Genomic DNA, 15,705 nt, shown 5'->3' with positions numbered 1-15,705 from the left:
CGTCGCGCCCCCGCCGCGTCCAGCGGCACCTCCGCCGCACCCAGCGGCGCCGGCGGCGAAAAAGTGCCCGCCGAACCAGCCCAAGTGCTAGGTCTTTACGGGCTGGCGTGGTCTTTACGGAAGAGGGCCTTCGGGAGGCGAAAACAGCCCCCGAAAGGCCCTTATTTCCTTGCTTCTGGCCGAAATGGCGCTATATAGCGCCCCATCTCACACGGAAACATGGCTCACAAGGCCGTCCGGTGGCAACCGGGGCGAGAACGCTCCGTTTTGCTCACACGTTTCCGGAGGAACCAACCGGAGAATTGAAACTATGGCGCTACCCGATTTCACCATGCGTCAGCTCCTCGAAGCTGGCGTGCACTTTGGTCACCAGTCTCACCGCTGGAATCCGAAAATGGCACCGTTCATTTTCGGCGCCCGCAACAACATCCACATCGTCGACCTCGCGCAGACCGTACCGTTGCTGCACACCGCCTTGCAGGCGGTCAGCGACACCGTCGCCAAGGGCGGCCGCATCCTGTTCGTCGGCACCAAGCGCCAGGCGCAGGACGGCGTCGCGGACGCTGCCAAGCGCTGCGCGCAGTATTTCGTCAATTCGCGCTGGCTCGGCGGCACGCTGACCAACTGGAAGACGATCTCGGCCTCGATCAAGCGCCTGCGTCATCTCGATGACGTGCTGTCCGGCGGCGACGCCAGCTCCTACACCAAGAAGGAGCGTCTGACGCTTCAGCGCGAGCGCGACAAGCTCGATCGCTCGCTCGGCGGCATCAAGGACATGGGCGGTCTGCCCGACCTGATCTTCGTGATCGACACCAACAAGGAAGACATCGCGATCCAGGAAGCCCAGCGGCTCAACATCCCGGTCGCCGCGATCGTCGACACCAATTCGGATCCCAAGGGCATCACCTATGTGGTCCCGGGCAATGACGACGCCGGCCGCGCGATCGCGCTGTATTGCGACCTGATCGCACGTGCGGCGATCGACGGCATCTCGCGCGCCCAGGGCGATTCGGGCATCGACATCGGCGCCTCGGCTCGTCCGGTTGCCGAAGAGCTGCCGGCCGCTTCCTCGAGCGGCTTCCAGGGCCTTGCCGGTCCGCGCGGCACCGCCGACGACCTCAAGAAGCTCCCGGGCGTGTCGGGCGCGATCGAGAAGAAGTTCAACGACCTCGGCATCTTCCACTTCTGGCAGCTCGCCGAGCTCGATCACGACACCGCGCACAAGATCGGCGAAGAAGTCGGTCTGCCGAGCCGTGCCGATGCCTGGGTGGCCAAGGCCAAGGCGCTGACCGCGGAAGCGGAATAGTCAAAAAGAGCGATGGGTTGGCCGGATATAAGTCCGGCCACCATTTCAGTTGACGCGAATTCCTGAGATGGACCGCGGCGGGGCTGTTTGATGCCACGCCGCGGCAAACCGGCAGGCAAGAAGGATTTTCAACGATGGCAACGATCACAGCTGCGATGGTCAAGGATCTGCGCGAGTCTACCGGCGCAGGCATGATGGACTGCAAGGCCGCGCTCACCGAAAACGACGGCAACATGGAAGCGGCGCAGGACTGGCTGCGCAAGAAGGGCCTGTCGAAGGCCGCCAAGAAGTCCGGCCGCGTCGCCGCGGAAGGCCTGATCGGCGCGCTCACCAAGGGCACCAAGGGCGTCGTGGTCGAGGTCAACTCCGAGACCGACTTCGTCGCGCGCAACGGTCAGTTCCAGGGCCTCGTCAAGATGGTCGCGCAGGTCGCATTCGACGTCGGCGCCGATGTCGAGAAGATCAAGACCGCCAAGGTCGGTGACGTCACGATCGAAGCCGCGATCAACGACGCGATCGCCACCATCGGCGAGAACATGACGCTGCGCCGCGCAGCTTCGCTCGAAGTGACGCAGGGCGTCGTGTCGAGCTACGTCCACGGCGCCGTCGTCGAAGGCGCCGGCAAGATGGGTGTGATCGTCGCGCTCGAATCGCCCGGCAAGGCCGATGAGCTCGCAGCCCTCGGTCGCCAGATCGCGATGCATGTCGCGGCCACGAACCCGCTCGCGCTCGAGCCGTCCGGCCTCGATCCGGCGGTCGTGAAGCGTGAGAAGGACGTGCTCGCCGACAAATATCGCCAGCAGGGCAAGCCCGAGAACGTGATCGAGAAGATCGTCGAGTCCGGCCTCAAGACCTACTACAAGGAAGTCTGCCTGCTCGAGCAGGCCTTCATCCACGACACCGGCAAGTCAGTGGCGCAGGCGGTGAAGGAAGCCGAAGGCAAGGTCGGCGGCGCGGTGAAGATCGCGGGCTTTGTGCGCTATGCTCTCGGTGAGGGAATCGAGAAGCAGGAAAGCGACTTCGCGGCCGAGGTCGCAGCGGCCAGCGGCAAGAAGTAAGCGCCGGTACGTTCCTTCCGGCTTGCCGCCGGAAGCGGCGCCCGGACGGGGAAAGTGCTCATGACTGATCCGGTCTATCGTCGCGTCGTGATCAAGCTGTCCGGCGAGTATCTCGCGGGGCAGCAGGGTTTTGGCATCGATCAGCCGACCCTCGACCGGGTTGCGGACGATCTGATCGCCGCCCGCCAGCTCGGTACCGAAGTTGCGGTGGTGATCGGCGGCGGCAACATCGTGCGCGGCGTCGAAGTGTCCTCGCAAGGGGTGTCGCGCACCACCGGCGACACCATGGGCATGCTCGCCACCATGATGAACTGCCTCGCGCTGGAGGCGACGATCGAGCGCAAGGGCACGCCGGCACGTACGCTGTCGGCCTTCGTCATGCCCGAGATTTCCGAGCTGTTCACCCGCACCGCGGCGCACAAATACCTCGCCGAGGGCCGGATCGTGCTGCTCGGGGGCGGAACCGGCAATCCGTTCTTCACCACCGATACGACCGCGGTGCTGCGGGCCGCCGAGATCGGAGCCGAGGCTGTGCTGAAGGCAACCAATGTCGACGGCGTCTACTCGGCCGACCCCAAAAAGGATCCGACCGCCACGCGATTCGACCGGCTGACGCATTCGCAGGCGATCGAGGGCGGCTACAAGGTGATGGATGCGACCGCCTTCGCGCTTGCCCGCGAGACGTTGCTGCCTATCATCGTATTCTCGATCGCGGAGCCGGGTTCGATCGGCGCTGTGCTGCGTGGCGGCGGCCACGGAACCGTCGTCGCCGGCTGACGGCTCGTCGGTCGCGCCTGAAGGGCGCGGAGTGGGTCGCCGGGATTTTGAAGGAGAAACGTGATGGCCACGGGTAATTTCGACCTCAACGAAGTGAAGCGTCGCATGCAGGGCGCCGTCCAGGCCCTCAAGCACGAGCTTGGCGGCCTGCGCACGGGGCGCGCGTCGGCCTCGATGCTCGACCCGGTGCAGGTCGAGGCTTACGGCAGCCACATGCCGCTCAACCAGCTTGCCACCGTCAGCGTGCCGGAGCCGCGGCTGATCTCGGTGCAGGTCTGGGACAAGTCGATGGTCAAGCCGGTCGAGAAGGCGATCGTCGATTCCAATCTCGGCCTGTCGCCCGCGACCGAAGGCCAGGTGCTGCGCCTTCGCATCCCCGAGCTCAACGAGGAGCGTCGCAAGGAGCTCGTCAAGGTCGCGCACAAATACGCGGAAGCGGCCAAGGTCGCCGCGCGTCACGTCCGCCGCGACGGCCTCGACGTCCTCAAGAAGCTCGAGAAGAATCACGAGATGTCGGAAGACGATCAGAAGCGTCACGCCGACGAGGTGCAGAAGGCGACCGACGGCACCATCTCCGAGATCGACCAGTTGCTGGCTGCCAAGGAAAAAGAAATCCTCACCGTCTAAGGCTGCCCTCATGTCCAACGCCGCCGCGCCAGTAACCGAAGGACCCGACCGGTCCGACGCGCCTGCGCATGTCGCCATCATCATGGATGGCAACGGGCGTTGGGCCGCCGCGCGCGGCCTGCCGCGGGCCGAAGGGCATCGCCGCGGCGTCGAGGCGTTGCGCCGGGTGGTGCGTGCCTCGCACGAGCTCGGCATCCGCTATCTCACCATCTTCTCCTTCTCTTCGGAGAACTGGTCGCGCCCGGCGAGCGAGATCGGCGATCTGTTTGGTCTCCTGCGTCGCTTCATCCGCAACGATCTCGCGAGCCTGCACCGCGATGGCGTCAAGGTCCGCATCATCGGCGAGCGCGACGGACTCGATAGCGACATCTGCGCACTCCTCAACGAGGCCGAGGAGCTGACGCGCGACAACACGCGCCTGACGCTGGTCGTCGCCTTCAATTACGGTTCGCGGCAGGAAATCGCGAAAGCCGCGCAGAAGCTCGCGCGGGAAGTCGCAGACGGCAAGCGCGCCCCTGAAACGATCGACGCCGAGACGATCGGGGCTCATCTCGATGCGCCCGACATCCCCGATCCCGATCTCATCATCCGCACCAGCGGCGAGCAGCGGCTGTCCAACTTCCTGATGTGGCAGGCCGCCTACAGCGAGCTGGTCTTCGTGCCGATCCACTGGCCCGATTTCGACAAGGCGGCGCTGGAAGGCGCGATCGCCGAATTCGCCAGACGCGAGCGCCGTTTCGGCGGTCTGGTCGCGAAAAACGCCTCGTGAGCGAACCCGACGCCGCATCGGCGGGCGAGAAGCCTGCCCCGAGCAATCTCGTAATGCGAGTCCTCGCAGCGCTGGTGCTGGCGCCGCTCGCTATTGCACTCGCTTATGCCGGCGGCTGGCTGTGGGCGCTTCTCGTCACGCTCGTGTCGATCGGGCTGTTTGCGGAATGGCTGATGGTGGTGGGCGCGGGGTCTGCCGCACTGACCGGGGCAGGGACCATCGTCATTGCCATGATGGGGGCTTGCGTCGCCTTCGGCGCGCTCAAGACCGCGATCATCACCGGCCTCATCGGCGGCGCGATCGTGACGCTGGTCGCGCGGGGCAAGTTCATCTGGGCTGCCACCGGCTTCGCCTACGCATCGGCGGCGCTGCTGGCCTCGATCCTGGTGCGGCAGGATCTCGTCAACGGCTTCGCCGCGCTGATGTTCGTGCTGCTCGTGGTGTGGGCAACCGATATCGGCGGCTATTTCGCCGGACGCAGCATTGGCGGACCGAAACTATGGCCGCGCGTGAGCCCGAAGAAGACCTGGTCCGGGGCGCTCGGCGGCTTTGCGGCGAGCCTTTTGGTTGCGGCCGGTTTTGCGGCGTGCGGGATCGGAAAGGCGGTTCCACTGCTGCTCGTCAGCGCCATCCTGTCGGTGGTATCGCAGGCGGGCGATCTGTTCGAATCCGCTGTGAAGCGGCGCTTCGGCGTCAAGGATTCCAGTCACTTGATTCCCGGCCATGGCGGGCTACTGGACCGTCTGGACGGTTTTGTTGCCGCCATCCTGATGGCATGGATTATCGGCTTTCTCCGCCATGGTGTGCATAGCGCCGGAAGCGGTCTTATGGTTTGGTGAGGATATGAGCGCGGTCCCATTGCGTAACAACAAGGCTGCGGCGTCGACCGTCCGCAGTGTCACGGTTCTCGGCGCCACCGGCTCGATCGGCGACAGCACGATGGATCTGCTGCGCGCCTCTCCCGAGCGTTATCGCGTCGAAGCCTTGACGGCGAACGGCAATGTCGAGGCGCTGGCCAAGCTCGCCAAGGAGTTTTCCGCGCGCTACGTCGCGATCGCCGACACATCCAAGTTCGCCGAGCTCAAGGCTGCGCTCGCGGGAACGAGCACGGAATGCGGCGCGGGCGAAAGCGCGGTGATCGAAGCCGGCGCGCGTCCGGCCGATTGGGTCATGGCTGCCGTGAGCGGCGCCGCCGGACTGAAGCCGGCCCTGGCCGCCGTCGATCGCGGCGCGCATGTCGCGCTCGCCAACAAGGAATGTCTCGTCTGCGCCGGCGATTTCTTCATGCAGCGCGCGGCGAAAGCGGGCGCCTGCATCCTGCCGGCCGATTCCGAGCACAATGCGCTGTTCCAGGCGCTCGGCTCAGGCAACCGCGACGAACTCGTCCGCGTCATCATCACCGCCTCGGGTGGGCCGTTCCGGACCTGGAAGCCCGCCGACATCGAGCAGGCGACCCTCGAGCAGGCCCTGAAGCATCCGAACTGGAGCATGGGCCAGAAGATCACGATCGATTCCGCCTCGATGATGAATAAGGGCCTTGAGGTGATCGAGGCATCCTATCTGTTCGCGCTCTCGGCCGACGAGATCGACGTCCTCGTGCATCCGCAGTCGATCATCCACGGCATGGTCGAGTTCTCCGACCGTTCGGTGGTGGCCCAGCTCGGTTCTCCCGACATGCGCACGCCGATCGCGCACTGCCTCGGCTGGCCCGATCGCATCAAGGGGCCGGCGGCCAAGCTCGATCTGGCCAAGATCGGCCAGCTGACCTTCGAGGCGCCGGACTTCGAGCGCTTCCCTGGGCTTCGGCTGGCCTTCGATTCGCTCCGGACCGGGAAGGGGGCGACCACCGTCTACAACGCCGCCAACGAGGTTGCGGTCGCCGCGTTCATCGCCGGCAAGATCCGGTTCGGCGCGATCGCGCGGCTGGTCGAGGCGACGTTGGACGACTGGATTCGCGGCGGGAACCAGGCTCCCCTGACGTCCGCCGACGATGCAATCTCTGTTGACCATGTTGCGCGAAATAGAGCTGCCGCCCTATTGCCTCAAATTGCCTTAAAGGCATCCTAGATGGCACGGGGCCAGGGCCTTGCGGCGCTGGATGAGGGAATTCGATGATCGACTTTTTCGTCCATAGTTTCAATACGTTGAGCCATGGGCTCCTCGGCTACGCGGTTCCCTTCCTGTTCGTCCTGACGATCGTCGTGTTCTTCCATGAACTCGGCCATTTCCTGGTCGCGCGCTGGGCGGGCGTTCGGGTGCTGACCTTCTCGCTCGGTTTCGGACCGGAGCTGGTCGGTTTCAACGACCGCCATGGAACCCGCTGGAAGATCTCGGCGATCCCGCTCGGCGGCTACGTCAAGTTCTTCGGCGACGAGAGCGAGGCTTCGACCCCGTCGGCCGAGACGCTCGCGGCCATGACGGCCGAGGAGCGCGCCGGCAGCTTCCATCACAAGAAGGTCGGCCCGCGCGCCGCCATCGTTGCGGCCGGACCGATCGCCAATTTCATCCTGGGCGCACTGATCTTCGCCGCCATGGCGCTCTATTACGGCAAGCCGAGCACGATCGCCCGCGTCGACGGCGTCGTCGCCGACGGCGCTGCGGCCACTGCCGGCTTCAAGATCGGCGACGTCGTCGTGCAGATCGACGGCAAGCCGATCGAGAGCTTTGCCGACATGCAGCGAATCGTTGCGATGAATGCGGGTTCGGCGCTTGCCTTCCAGGTCAAGCGGGACGGCGCCATCGTCTCCCTGACCGCGACGCCGGCGCTGCTTGAGCGCAAGGATCCGTTCGGCAACAGCCACCGCCTCGGCGTGCTCGGCGTCGAGCACAAGTCCCAGGCCGGCGAGGCCTCGACCACGCCGGTCGGCGTCGGCGAAGCGCTCAAGATCGGGGTCGAGCAGGTCTGGTTCATCATCACCAGCACCTTCAAGTTCCTTGGCTCGCTGTTCGTCGGACAAGGCAATCCCAACGAGGTCAGCGGCGTGCTCGGCATCGCCAAGATGTCGGGGCAGGCGGCCAGCGCCGGGTTCCAGTTCGTGATCAATCTGTGCGCGGTGCTGTCGGTGTCGATCGGGCTGTTGAACCTGTTCCCGATCCCGCTGCTCGATGGCGGTCACCTGATGTTCTACGCGGCGGAGGTGGTCCGGGGCCGACCCCTGTCCGAGCGGACTCAGGAGATGGGGTTCCGAATCGGGCTCGGTTTGGTGCTGATGCTGATGGTGTTTGCCACCTATAACGACATCTTGCGGATGGCAGCTTCCTGATACGGGCTTTTTTGTGGCGTTGCTCATGAGCAACGTCTTGGAATGAAATTGAAATTACGGTGTCAGCGGCCGTTTGCGACATCGGGGAAATTGGCTACAAGCGGCTTCGAACTTGGGGAATCTCCCGGACCGGCGTTGGGGTTGGGTCTGGTACTGATAAGGGCGCGTTGCGCAATGAAGTTTGGACTGCGACTCCGGGGGGGCTTGCTCGCATCCCTGATCTTGTTCGGCGCGCCGGTGCTTGCCCCGGTTGGGGCTGGTTTTGTGTCTTCGTCTGCGCTTGCTCAGACCGTCCAGTCGATTTCCGTCGAAGGAAATCGCCGTGTCGAGGTGGAGACGATCCGCTCCTATTTCAAGCCGGGCCCGGGTGGCCGCCTGGATCAGGGCGCCATCGATGACGGCCTGAAGGCCCTGATCGAGACCGGCCTGTTCCAGGACGTGCGAATCAATCGCGGTTCCGGTGGCCAGATCATCGTCTCCGTGGTGGAAAACCCGGTGATCGGCCGCATCGCGTTCGAAGGTAATAAGAAGGTCAAGGACGAGCAGCTCACCGCTGAAGTCCAGTCCAAGGCGCGCGGCACCTTCTCCCGCGCCATGGTGCAGTCCGACACCCTGCGAATCGCCGAAATCTACCGCCGCTCGGGTCGCTATGACGTCCGCGTCACGCCCGAGATCATCGAGCAGCCGAACAACCGCGTCGACCTGATCTTCACGGTCGAGGAGGGCGCCAAGACCGGCGTCAAGTCGATCGAGTTCGTCGGCAATAACGCGTTCTCGTCCTACCGCCTGCGCGACGTCATCAAGACGCACGAATCGAACCTGCTGAGCTTCCTCGCCAGCAACGACCTCTACGATCCCGATCGCGTCGAGGCCGACCGTGACCTGATTCGCCGTTTCTATCTCAAGAACGGTTTCGCCGACGTCCAGGTGGTCGCCGCGCTCACCGAATACGATCCGGAGAAGAAGGGCTTCAACGTCACCTTCAAGATCGAGGAAGGCTCGCAGTACCGCGTCGGCACCGTCGACTTCCGCTCCTCCATTCCGAACTTCGATCCGACCACGATGCGCAACTATTCGCGCGTCAATGTGGGCGCGCTCTACAACGTCGAATCGGTCGAGAAATCGGTCGAGGAAATGCAGATCGAGGCGTCGCGGCGCGGCTATGCCTTCGCCGTGGTCCGTCCCGGCGGCGACCGTAATTTCGAGGCGCACACCGTCGCCGTCGTGTTCAACATCGACGAGGGCCCGCGCACCTATATCGAGCGCATCAACGTCCGCGGCAACACCCGCACGCGCGACTACGTGATCCGCCGCGAGTTCGACATCTCCGAGGGCGATGCCTACAACCGCGCGCTGGTCGACCGTGCCGAGCGCCGCCTGAAGAACCTCGACTACTTCAAGAGCGTGAAGATCACGACGGAGCCGGGCTCCTCCAGCGACCGCGTGGTCCTGATCGTCGATCTCGAAGAGAAATCGACCGGCGACTTCTCGGTCTCGGGCGGCTACTCCACGACCGACGGCGCGCTCGCCGAAGTCTCGATCTCCGAGCGCAATTTGCTCGGCCGCGGCCTGTTCGCCAAGGCGTCGGTGACCTACGGCCAGTATGCGCGCGGCTATTCGCTGTCGTTCGTCGAGCCGTATCTGCTCGACTACCGCGTCGCGCTCGGTCTCGACCTCTATCAGCGTCAGCAGCTCTCCAACAGCTATATCTCCTACGGTACGAAGACGCTGGGCTTCAGCCCGCGCCTCGGCTTCAGCCTGCGTGAAGATCTGTCGCTCCAGCTGCGCTACTCGATCTACCAGCAGGAAATCACGCTGCCATCCTACCTGGCGAACTGTAATAACAACCTCGGGCCGGCCTTTAACCCGTCGCCTGCGTTCGCCAACACGCCGCAAGGCGCCGCAGATATCGCGACCAGCGGCTTTAACTTCGGAGCGACCGGCGGTCTCGGCTGCTACTCCGACGGCGAAGCCTCGCTGCCGGTCCGCAAGGAGCTTGCCGGCGGCAGGACCCTGACCTCGGCGCTCGGCTACACGCTGACCTACAACACGCTGGACAACAACAAGAACCCCACCGACGGTCTGCTCGTCGACTTCCGTCAGGATTTCGCCGGCGTGGGCGGCGACGTCACCTACCTGAAGTCCGTCGTCGATGCGAAGTACTACGCTCCGCTGGTGTCCGACATCGTCGGCCTCGTTCACCTTCAGGGCGGCATGTTAAACAAGGTCGGCAACAACGATATCCGCATGCTGGATCAGTTCCAGATGGGCCCGAACTTGGTCCGCGGCTTTGCTCCGAACGGCATCGGTCCGCGCGATTTGAATCCCTTTGGCACGCAAGACGCGCTTGGCGGTACCAAATATTGGGGCGCTTCGTTCGAATTGCAGATGCCGTTCTGGTTCCTGCCGAAGGAAGTGGGTCTGAAGGGCGCGGTCTACGCCGACGCCGGCGGCCTCTTCGACTATCAGGGCCCGACGACGTGGTCGCTGACCAACGAAATGACCACGACCAGGAACTCGAACTGTACGCCGTCGACCATCAACCCGTCCACCGCTGGAACCTGTACCGGCTTGGTGTACGACAACGGCAACGTCGTCCGTTCGTCGGTTGGTATTGGCCTGATCTGGCAGTCGCCGTTCGGTCCGCTGCGGTTCGACTACGCCGTGCCGCTCACCAAGGGCCAGTTCGATCGCGTGCAGCAGTTCAGGTTCGGCGGCGGCACCTCGTTCTAATTCGATCAGTAGGGCATGAGCCGGCCCCTTGTTGGGGCCGGTTTCCAAAAAGATCGTGCTCAATCCGTGAGATAAGGCATGATGCGGCCTGACCGCTTCATGCCGAAGCCGGACCGCGATGGGGTGGAATGGCGCAGCCGACCTTCTTCAAAAAGCCGCCGGCCTCACCGCTGGCTGACATTGCCGCGCTGACCAAGGCGCAGCTCGTCGACCCTGCCAGGGGGGGGCACGTCATTACCGGTCTTGCTTCGCTCGACGAAGCCGGCCCGATGCATCTGGCGTTCTTCGACAACCTCAAATATGCCGACGAGCTCAAGGCGACCAAGGCCGGGGCTTGCCTGGTGAGTCCGCGCTTCGAGGCCCAGGTGCCCGCGCATGTGGCCGTGCTGCGGGTGGCGCAGCCGTTCCGCGCCTTTGTCGGGCTCGCCCGGGAATGGCACGGCGATGCGCTGCGCCCGCAGTCCTGGGTCGGTAATGACGGCATCGCCCCGTCGGCCATCATCGATCCCTCGGCCCGGCTGGAGGACGACGTCATCGTCGATCCCCTGACCGTCATCGGCCCTGACGTCGAGATCGGCAGCGGCACCGTGATCGGCGCCGGCGTGGTCATCGGTCCCGGCGTCAAGATCGGCCGGGACTGCAATGTCGGCGCCCGCACGGCCATCCAGTGCGCGTTGATCGGCAACAACGTGCTGATCCATCCCGGCTGCTCGATCGGCCAGGACGGCTATGGCTTCATCTTCTTCGGCCCCGAGGGCCATCTCAAGGTGCCCCAGACCGGCCGCGTGCTGATCCAGAACAATGTGGAAGTCGGCGCCGGCACCACCATCGATCGCGGCTCCCTGCGCGACACCGTGATCGGGGAGGGCACCAAAATCGACAACCAGGTCCAGATCGGCCACAATGTGACCATCGGTCGGAACTGCCTGCTGGCGGCCCAGATCGGGCTCGCAGGCAGCCTGACGATCGGCGACAACGTGGCGCTGGGAGCGAAGGTTGGCATCAACAACCACCTCAAGATCGGCGATGGGGCTCAGGTCACCGCGATGAGCGGCGTCAAGGACGACATCCCGCCGAACGGGCGCTGGGGCGGCTTTTTCGCCAAGCCGACCAAGCAGTGGTTCAAGGAAATTATCGCGGTGGAGCGCCTGGTACGCGACAGCAGGGCCGATCCGAAGAACGAGGGACGGGAATGACGGAGGAATCACCGATCAAATTCGAGCTGGTGGATATCAACGCGATCCTCCGGACTCTGCCGCACCGTTTCCCGATGCTGCTGATCGACCGGGTGATCAATATCCGCGCCGATTACAGCGGCATTGGCATCAAGAACGTCACCTTCAACGAGCCGGCCTTCCAGGGACATTTCCCGGAGCGCCCGGTCTATCCCGGCGTGATGATGATCGAAGCGATGGCGCAGACCGCGGGCGTGATCGGCATCACCTCGGTCGAGGGCACCGAGAAGCCGCGCGCGGTGTATTTCCTCACCATCGACAAATGCAAGTTCCGCAAGCCGGTGCTGCCCGGCGACACCATCGAATATCACATGCGTTCGATCGGCCGCCGCAAGGCGATGTGGTGGTTTCACGGCGACGCCAAGGTCAACGGACAGATCGTTGCCGAAGCCGATGTCGGCGCCATGCTCACGGACTGAGCGGCTCAAGCCAGCGGAAATGGATTATGCGCGGCAGCCGTAACGGCTGCCGGCCGTCTCGCGCCTGATATTCCGGTTGAAGAACTGGCCCATCGACGGCGCGCCGAGCAGGCTGTCGACCGTCTCGGCCGCGACCCCGCAATAGCGGTCATATTGGCCGTCGATCGCGACGATGAGGTCCCGCCGCGCGCGGTCGTAGCAGACCCGCTGAAGCACCGTGCTGCGGGTGATGTCGCGGCACTCGAACGTCCCGAGGTCGACGAAGCGGCGTTCGCCGGTCTCGACCGTCTCGGAGACGATCGGGGCGGCCGCGAGCTGTGCGAGCAGAACTGCCAGGGCTCTGACCACGATGACTTCAAGCTCCACATGAAGGCGTTGACGAGCTAGAGCATGATCCGGAAAAGTCTGCAGCGGTTTTCCTAAAGGATCATGCTCAAACAATAGCCTGAAGCGCGACGACGATTCATCCCAATCTCATCGTGCTTTAGGACGGCAGGCTCATCCGGTGCCTGAAACAGGCCGAGATGATACGTCACTGGACAGATCGGGCATAGTCGCGCTAACCACCGGAAAACTGAGCGACTTCAACACATAATCAGACCTTCTTGATGAGTCAGATTGCTTGATGAGTAAGATTGATCCCACCGCACGGATCGAGGACGGCGCCGTGATCGGCGAGGGTACCGAGATCGGACCCTTCTGCATCATCGGTCCGAATGCCGTCATCGGCGCGAACTGCAAGCTGATCGGACAAGTCACGGTCATCGGCCACACCTCGATCGGCGACGGCTGCGTGATCTCGCCCTTCGCGGTGCTGGGCGGGGCGCCCCAGGATCTCAGCTACAAGGGCGAGCCGACCAGGCTGGAGGTCGGTTCCGGCTGCACCATCCGCGAAGGTGCGACGATGAATGTCGGCACCATCAAGGGCGGCGGGCTGACACGCGTCGGCAACGGTGGCTACTTCATGAACAACAGCCATGTCGGCCATGACTGCATGGTCGGCAACAGCGTGATCTTCGCGACCTCGGCGACGCTCGGCGGCCACTGCGAGATCGGCGATTTCGTCTATATCGGCGGCCTGTCGGCGGTGCATCAACTCACGCGCATCGGCCCGCAGGTGATGGTCGGCGGCCTCTCGGGCGTGCGCGACGACATCATTCCGTTCGGCCTCGCCAACGGCCAGTATGCGGCGCTGGAAGGCCTCAATCYCATCGGGATGAAGCGGCGGCAGTTCACCAAGCAGCGGCGCGCGACCGTGCAATCGTTCTACCAAAAACTCTTCCACGGCCCCGGCACGTTCGCCGAGCGGCTCGCGGCGGCCCAGCCGCTCGCGGGCGAAGACCCCGCGATTGCCGAGATCCTCGACTTCATCGGCAAGCGCAAGCATCGCCCGATCTGTCTTCCCGCCATCGAGAAGTGATTTCGGGATGGCCGCGGGCATGACATCGGCGGCTTCGGAGATTTCGTCGCCGGTCGGCGTCGTCGCCGGCGGCGGCGCCATGCCGTTCGCAGTCGCCGATTCGCTTGCCGCGCGCGGCATCACGCCGGTGCTGTTCCCGCTGCGCGGTGCCTGCGATCCGACGCGGGTGGAGCAATTCCGCCATCGCTGGATCTCGGTCGGCCAGCTCGGCCGCGCCATGCGGCTGTTCCGCGAGGAGGGCTGCCGCGATCTGATCTTCATCGGCACATTGGTGCGGCCCGCGCTGTCCGAAATAAGGTTCGACGTCACGACACTGCGCCTGCTCGGCAACGTCATCCGTGCCTTCCGCGGCGGCGACGATCATCTATTGTCCGGGGTCGGGCGCATTCTCGAGCAGGGCGGCTTTCGCATGGTCGGCATCAAGGATGTTGCGCCGGATCTGCTGATGCCCGAGGGCTGCATCAGCCGCGCCTGGCCGAACGACAACAGCAAGGCCGACATCGAGCGCGGCCGCGCGGTGCTGACCGCGCTCGGCCCGTTCGACATCGGCCAGGCCGCGGTCGTGATCGACGGCCATGTAGTGGCGATCGAGGATATCGAGGGCACCGACGCGCTGCTCTCGCGCGTGGCACGCCTGCGCGAGGAAGGTCGCATCCGCGCTGCGACAGGACGCGGGGTGCTGGTGAAGGTGCCGAAGAGCGGGCAGGATTTGCGCTTCGACCTGCCGACGATCGGCCCGCGTACCCTCGAGGGCGTCGCCCGCGCTGGACTGGCCGGCATCGCCGTCGTCGCCGGCAACACCATCGCCGCCGAGCCGCAGGCGATGATCTCGCTCGCCGACGCCAAATATCTCTTCGTCATCGGCCTGACGGCATGATGCAGAGCCGCGATCCCAAGCGGAAGATCTTCCTGATCGCGACGGAGGAATCCGGCGACCGGCTCGGCAGCGCCTTGATGAAAGTGTTGCGCCAGCGGCTCGGCGACGGCGTGCAGTTTGTGGGCGTCGGCGGCCGGACCATGGCGCGTGAGGGGCTCGAAACGCTGTTTCCGATCGAGGAGCTGTCGATCGTCGGCTTCGCCGGGGTCGTCCAGCAGTTGCCGAAGATTTTGCGGCTGATCCGCCAGACCGCGGATGCCGTGACTGCGGCCGCACCCGACGCGCTCGTCATCATCGACAGTCCCGATTTCACCCATCGCGTCGCCCGCCGCGTGCGCGCGAAGACGCCGGAGATCCCGATTGTCGACTACGTGGCGCCGCAGCTCTGGGCCTGGCGACCCGGGCGGGCGCGCACCATGCGCCGCTATGTCGATCACGTGCTCGGCCTGCTGCCGTTCGAGCCGGAGGAATACCGCAAGCTGGGCGGACCGCCCTGCAGCTATGTCGGCCATCCCCTGATCGAGCAATTGCCGTCGCTGCGGCCAAATGCGGAGGAGCAGCGGCGCCGCGATGCCGAGCCGCCGGTTCTGCTGGTGCTGCCCGGCAGCCGCCGCAGCGAAATCAGGCACCATCTCGACGTGTTTGGCGCGACGCTCGGACGGCTCCAGGCCGAAGGCCGTGCCTTCGAACTGAAGCTGCCAACCATGCCGCATCTCGAAGCCACCATCCGCGAAGGCATCGCGAGCTGGCCGGTCAAGCCGCAAATCGTGGTCGGCGAAACCGAGAGGCGCGCCGCGTTCCGAACCGCGCGCGCGGCGCTGGCCAAATCCGGCACTGTGACGCTGGAACTTGCGCTGTCCGGCATTCCGATGGTGACGGCCTATCGCGTCGGCGCGATCGAAGCCTTCATCCTGCGCCGCGCGATCCGCGTCTCCTCGGTAATCCTCGCCAATCTCGTGATCGGCGAGGATGTCGTTCCGGAGTTCTTGCAGGAGGACTGCGTACCGGAGAAGCTGGCGCCGGCACTGTCGGAGCTGCTCACGGACACGCCGCTGCGCAAGCGGCAGGTCGAAGCGTTTGCCCGGCTCGACACCATCATGTCTACCGGCAACAAGTCGCCGAGCGTGCTCGCCGCCGACATCGTGCTCGCGACGATGCGCAAGGGGCGGCGGCAACAGACGGCTTCGTAGGGTGGGCAAAGCGAAGCGTGCCCACCACTTC

At 64.7% G+C, this 15,705-nt stretch carries 15 protein-coding genes; 14 read left to right on the top strand and 1 reads right to left on the bottom strand.

Translation table 11 applies throughout. The features are described 5' to 3' along the window. Positions 1–310: 310 nt before the first annotated feature. The 11 genes from AC1DW2_RS41725 to fabZ all read left to right on the top strand — a co-directional run bounded on the left by AC1DW2_RS41725 (position 311) and on the right by fabZ (position 12,187). Entirely contained in the window at positions 311–1,306 is a 996-nt protein-coding gene (locus AC1DW2_RS41725) for a 30S ribosomal protein S2 (RefSeq protein ID WP_028151700.1), read from the top strand. Positions 1,307–1,440: 134 nt separating this feature from the next. Then, positions 1,441–2,364, top strand: coding sequence for a translation elongation factor Ts (gene tsf, locus AC1DW2_RS41720; RefSeq protein ID WP_477008998.1), 924 nt, complete (start codon positions 1,441–1,443; stop codon positions 2,362–2,364). Positions 2,365–2,424: 60 nt separating this feature from the next. Then, positions 2,425–3,141 carry a UMP kinase gene (gene pyrH / locus AC1DW2_RS41715; protein WP_028151698.1) on the top strand — a complete coding sequence of 239 codons (717 nt, stop codon included), beginning with the start codon at positions 2,425–2,427 and terminating at the stop codon, positions 3,139–3,141. A gap of 63 nt (positions 3,142–3,204) precedes the next feature. Then, the gene (gene frr, locus AC1DW2_RS41710; protein ID WP_014494937.1) at positions 3,205–3,768 is read left to right on the top strand and encodes a ribosome recycling factor; all 564 of its coding nucleotides are present in this window, start codon (positions 3,205–3,207) and stop codon (positions 3,766–3,768) included. A gap of 10 nt (positions 3,769–3,778) precedes the next feature. Next, complete coding sequence (locus AC1DW2_RS41705) at positions 3,779–4,537, top strand: isoprenyl transferase (protein WP_354096071.1); 759 nt, start codon at positions 3,779–3,781, stop codon at positions 4,535–4,537. Beyond that, entirely contained in the window at positions 4,534–5,376 is an 843-nt protein-coding gene (locus tag AC1DW2_RS41700; protein WP_477008997.1) for a phosphatidate cytidylyltransferase, read from the top strand. Before AC1DW2_RS41705 ends, AC1DW2_RS41700 begins: the two co-directional genes overlap by 4 nt. A gap of 4 nt (positions 5,377–5,380) precedes the next feature. Continuing rightward, complete coding sequence (dxr, locus tag AC1DW2_RS41695; protein ID WP_477008996.1) at positions 5,381–6,604, top strand: 1-deoxy-D-xylulose-5-phosphate reductoisomerase; 1,224 nt, start codon at positions 5,381–5,383, stop codon at positions 6,602–6,604. A 44-nt stretch (positions 6,605–6,648) separates the two neighbouring features. Beyond that, on the top strand, positions 6,649–7,800 hold the full coding sequence (rseP, locus tag AC1DW2_RS41690) for an RIP metalloprotease RseP (protein ID WP_028151694.1): 1,152 nt from the start codon (positions 6,649–6,651) through the stop codon (positions 7,798–7,800). A 174-nt stretch (positions 7,801–7,974) separates the two neighbouring features. Beyond that, complete coding sequence (gene bamA, locus AC1DW2_RS41685) at positions 7,975–10,533, top strand: outer membrane protein assembly factor BamA (RefSeq protein WP_477008995.1); 2,559 nt, start codon at positions 7,975–7,977, stop codon at positions 10,531–10,533. A gap of 128 nt (positions 10,534–10,661) precedes the next feature. Beyond that, positions 10,662–11,729 (top strand): UDP-3-O-(3-hydroxymyristoyl)glucosamine N-acyltransferase, encoded by a 1,068-nt coding sequence (gene lpxD / locus AC1DW2_RS41680; protein ID WP_477008994.1) that lies wholly within the window; start codon positions 10,662–10,664, stop codon positions 11,727–11,729. Continuing rightward, a complete protein-coding gene (gene fabZ, locus AC1DW2_RS41675; protein ID WP_028151691.1) occupies positions 11,726–12,187 on the top strand; it encodes a 3-hydroxyacyl-ACP dehydratase FabZ in 462 nt (153 codons plus the stop codon). The genes lpxD and fabZ overlap by 4 nt, the downstream gene beginning before the upstream one ends. Positions 12,188–12,211: 24 nt before the next feature. Here the strand turns inward: fabZ and AC1DW2_RS41670 are convergent, their stop codons facing one another. Then, the gene (locus AC1DW2_RS41670; RefSeq protein ID WP_071917422.1) at positions 12,212–12,535 is read right to left on the bottom strand and encodes a KTSC domain-containing protein; all 324 of its coding nucleotides are present in this window, start codon (positions 12,533–12,535) and stop codon (positions 12,212–12,214) included. Between the two features lie 277 nt (positions 12,536–12,812). Between AC1DW2_RS41670 and lpxA the strand changes: the two genes are divergently transcribed. The 3 genes from lpxA to lpxB are packed head-to-tail and all read left to right on the top strand — an operon-like array spanning position 12,813 to position 15,674. Continuing rightward, the gene (lpxA, locus tag AC1DW2_RS41665) at positions 12,813–13,607 is read left to right on the top strand and encodes an acyl-ACP--UDP-N-acetylglucosamine O-acyltransferase (RefSeq protein ID WP_477008993.1); all 795 of its coding nucleotides are present in this window, start codon (positions 12,813–12,815) and stop codon (positions 13,605–13,607) included. Between the two features lie 19 nt (positions 13,608–13,626). After that, positions 13,627–14,484, top strand: coding sequence for an LpxI family protein (locus AC1DW2_RS41660; protein WP_085404739.1), 858 nt, complete (start codon positions 13,627–13,629; stop codon positions 14,482–14,484). Continuing rightward, positions 14,481–15,674: a lipid-A-disaccharide synthase gene (lpxB, locus tag AC1DW2_RS41655; RefSeq protein WP_477008992.1), complete on the top strand. Its 1,194-nt coding sequence runs from the start codon at positions 14,481–14,483 to the stop codon at positions 15,672–15,674. The genes AC1DW2_RS41660 and lpxB overlap by 4 nt, the downstream gene beginning before the upstream one ends. Positions 15,675–15,705: the final 31 nt, after the last annotated feature.

The sequence above is a fragment of the Bradyrhizobium sp. P3_C3 genome, assembly GCF_056402655.1.
The sequence above is the reverse complement of the archived record's forward strand: the minus strand, read 5'-3'. Positions and strand labels throughout refer to the sequence as shown.

Excerpts from the sequence above, each read along its gene's own strand:
- AC1DW2_RS41725 (WP_028151700.1), top strand. The coding sequence starts at position 311 with ATGGCGCTACCCGATTTCACCATGCGTCAGCTCCTCGAAGCTGGCGTG.
- tsf (WP_477008998.1), top strand. The coding sequence starts at position 1,441 with ATGGCAACGATCACAGCTGCGATGGTCAAGGATCTGCGCGAGTCTACC.
- pyrH (WP_028151698.1), top strand. The coding sequence starts at position 2,425 with ATGACTGATCCGGTCTATCGTCGCGTCGTGATCAAGCTGTCCGGCGAG.
- frr (WP_014494937.1), top strand. The coding sequence starts at position 3,205 with ATGGCCACGGGTAATTTCGACCTCAACGAAGTGAAGCGTCGCATGCAG.
- AC1DW2_RS41705 (WP_354096071.1), top strand. The coding sequence starts at position 3,779 with ATGTCCAACGCCGCCGCGCCAGTAACCGAAGGACCCGACCGGTCCGAC.
- dxr (WP_477008996.1), top strand. The coding sequence starts at position 5,381 with ATGAGCGCGGTCCCATTGCGTAACAACAAGGCTGCGGCGTCGACCGTC.
- rseP (WP_028151694.1), top strand. The coding sequence starts at position 6,649 with ATGATCGACTTTTTCGTCCATAGTTTCAATACGTTGAGCCATGGGCTC.
- bamA (WP_477008995.1), top strand. The coding sequence starts at position 7,975 with ATGAAGTTTGGACTGCGACTCCGGGGGGGCTTGCTCGCATCCCTGATC.
- lpxD (WP_477008994.1), top strand. The coding sequence starts at position 10,662 with ATGGCGCAGCCGACCTTCTTCAAAAAGCCGCCGGCCTCACCGCTGGCT.
- fabZ (WP_028151691.1), top strand. The coding sequence starts at position 11,726 with ATGACGGAGGAATCACCGATCAAATTCGAGCTGGTGGATATCAACGCG.
- AC1DW2_RS41660 (WP_085404739.1), top strand. The coding sequence starts at position 13,627 with ATGACATCGGCGGCTTCGGAGATTTCGTCGCCGGTCGGCGTCGTCGCC.
- lpxB (WP_477008992.1), top strand. The coding sequence starts at position 14,481 with ATGATGCAGAGCCGCGATCCCAAGCGGAAGATCTTCCTGATCGCGACG.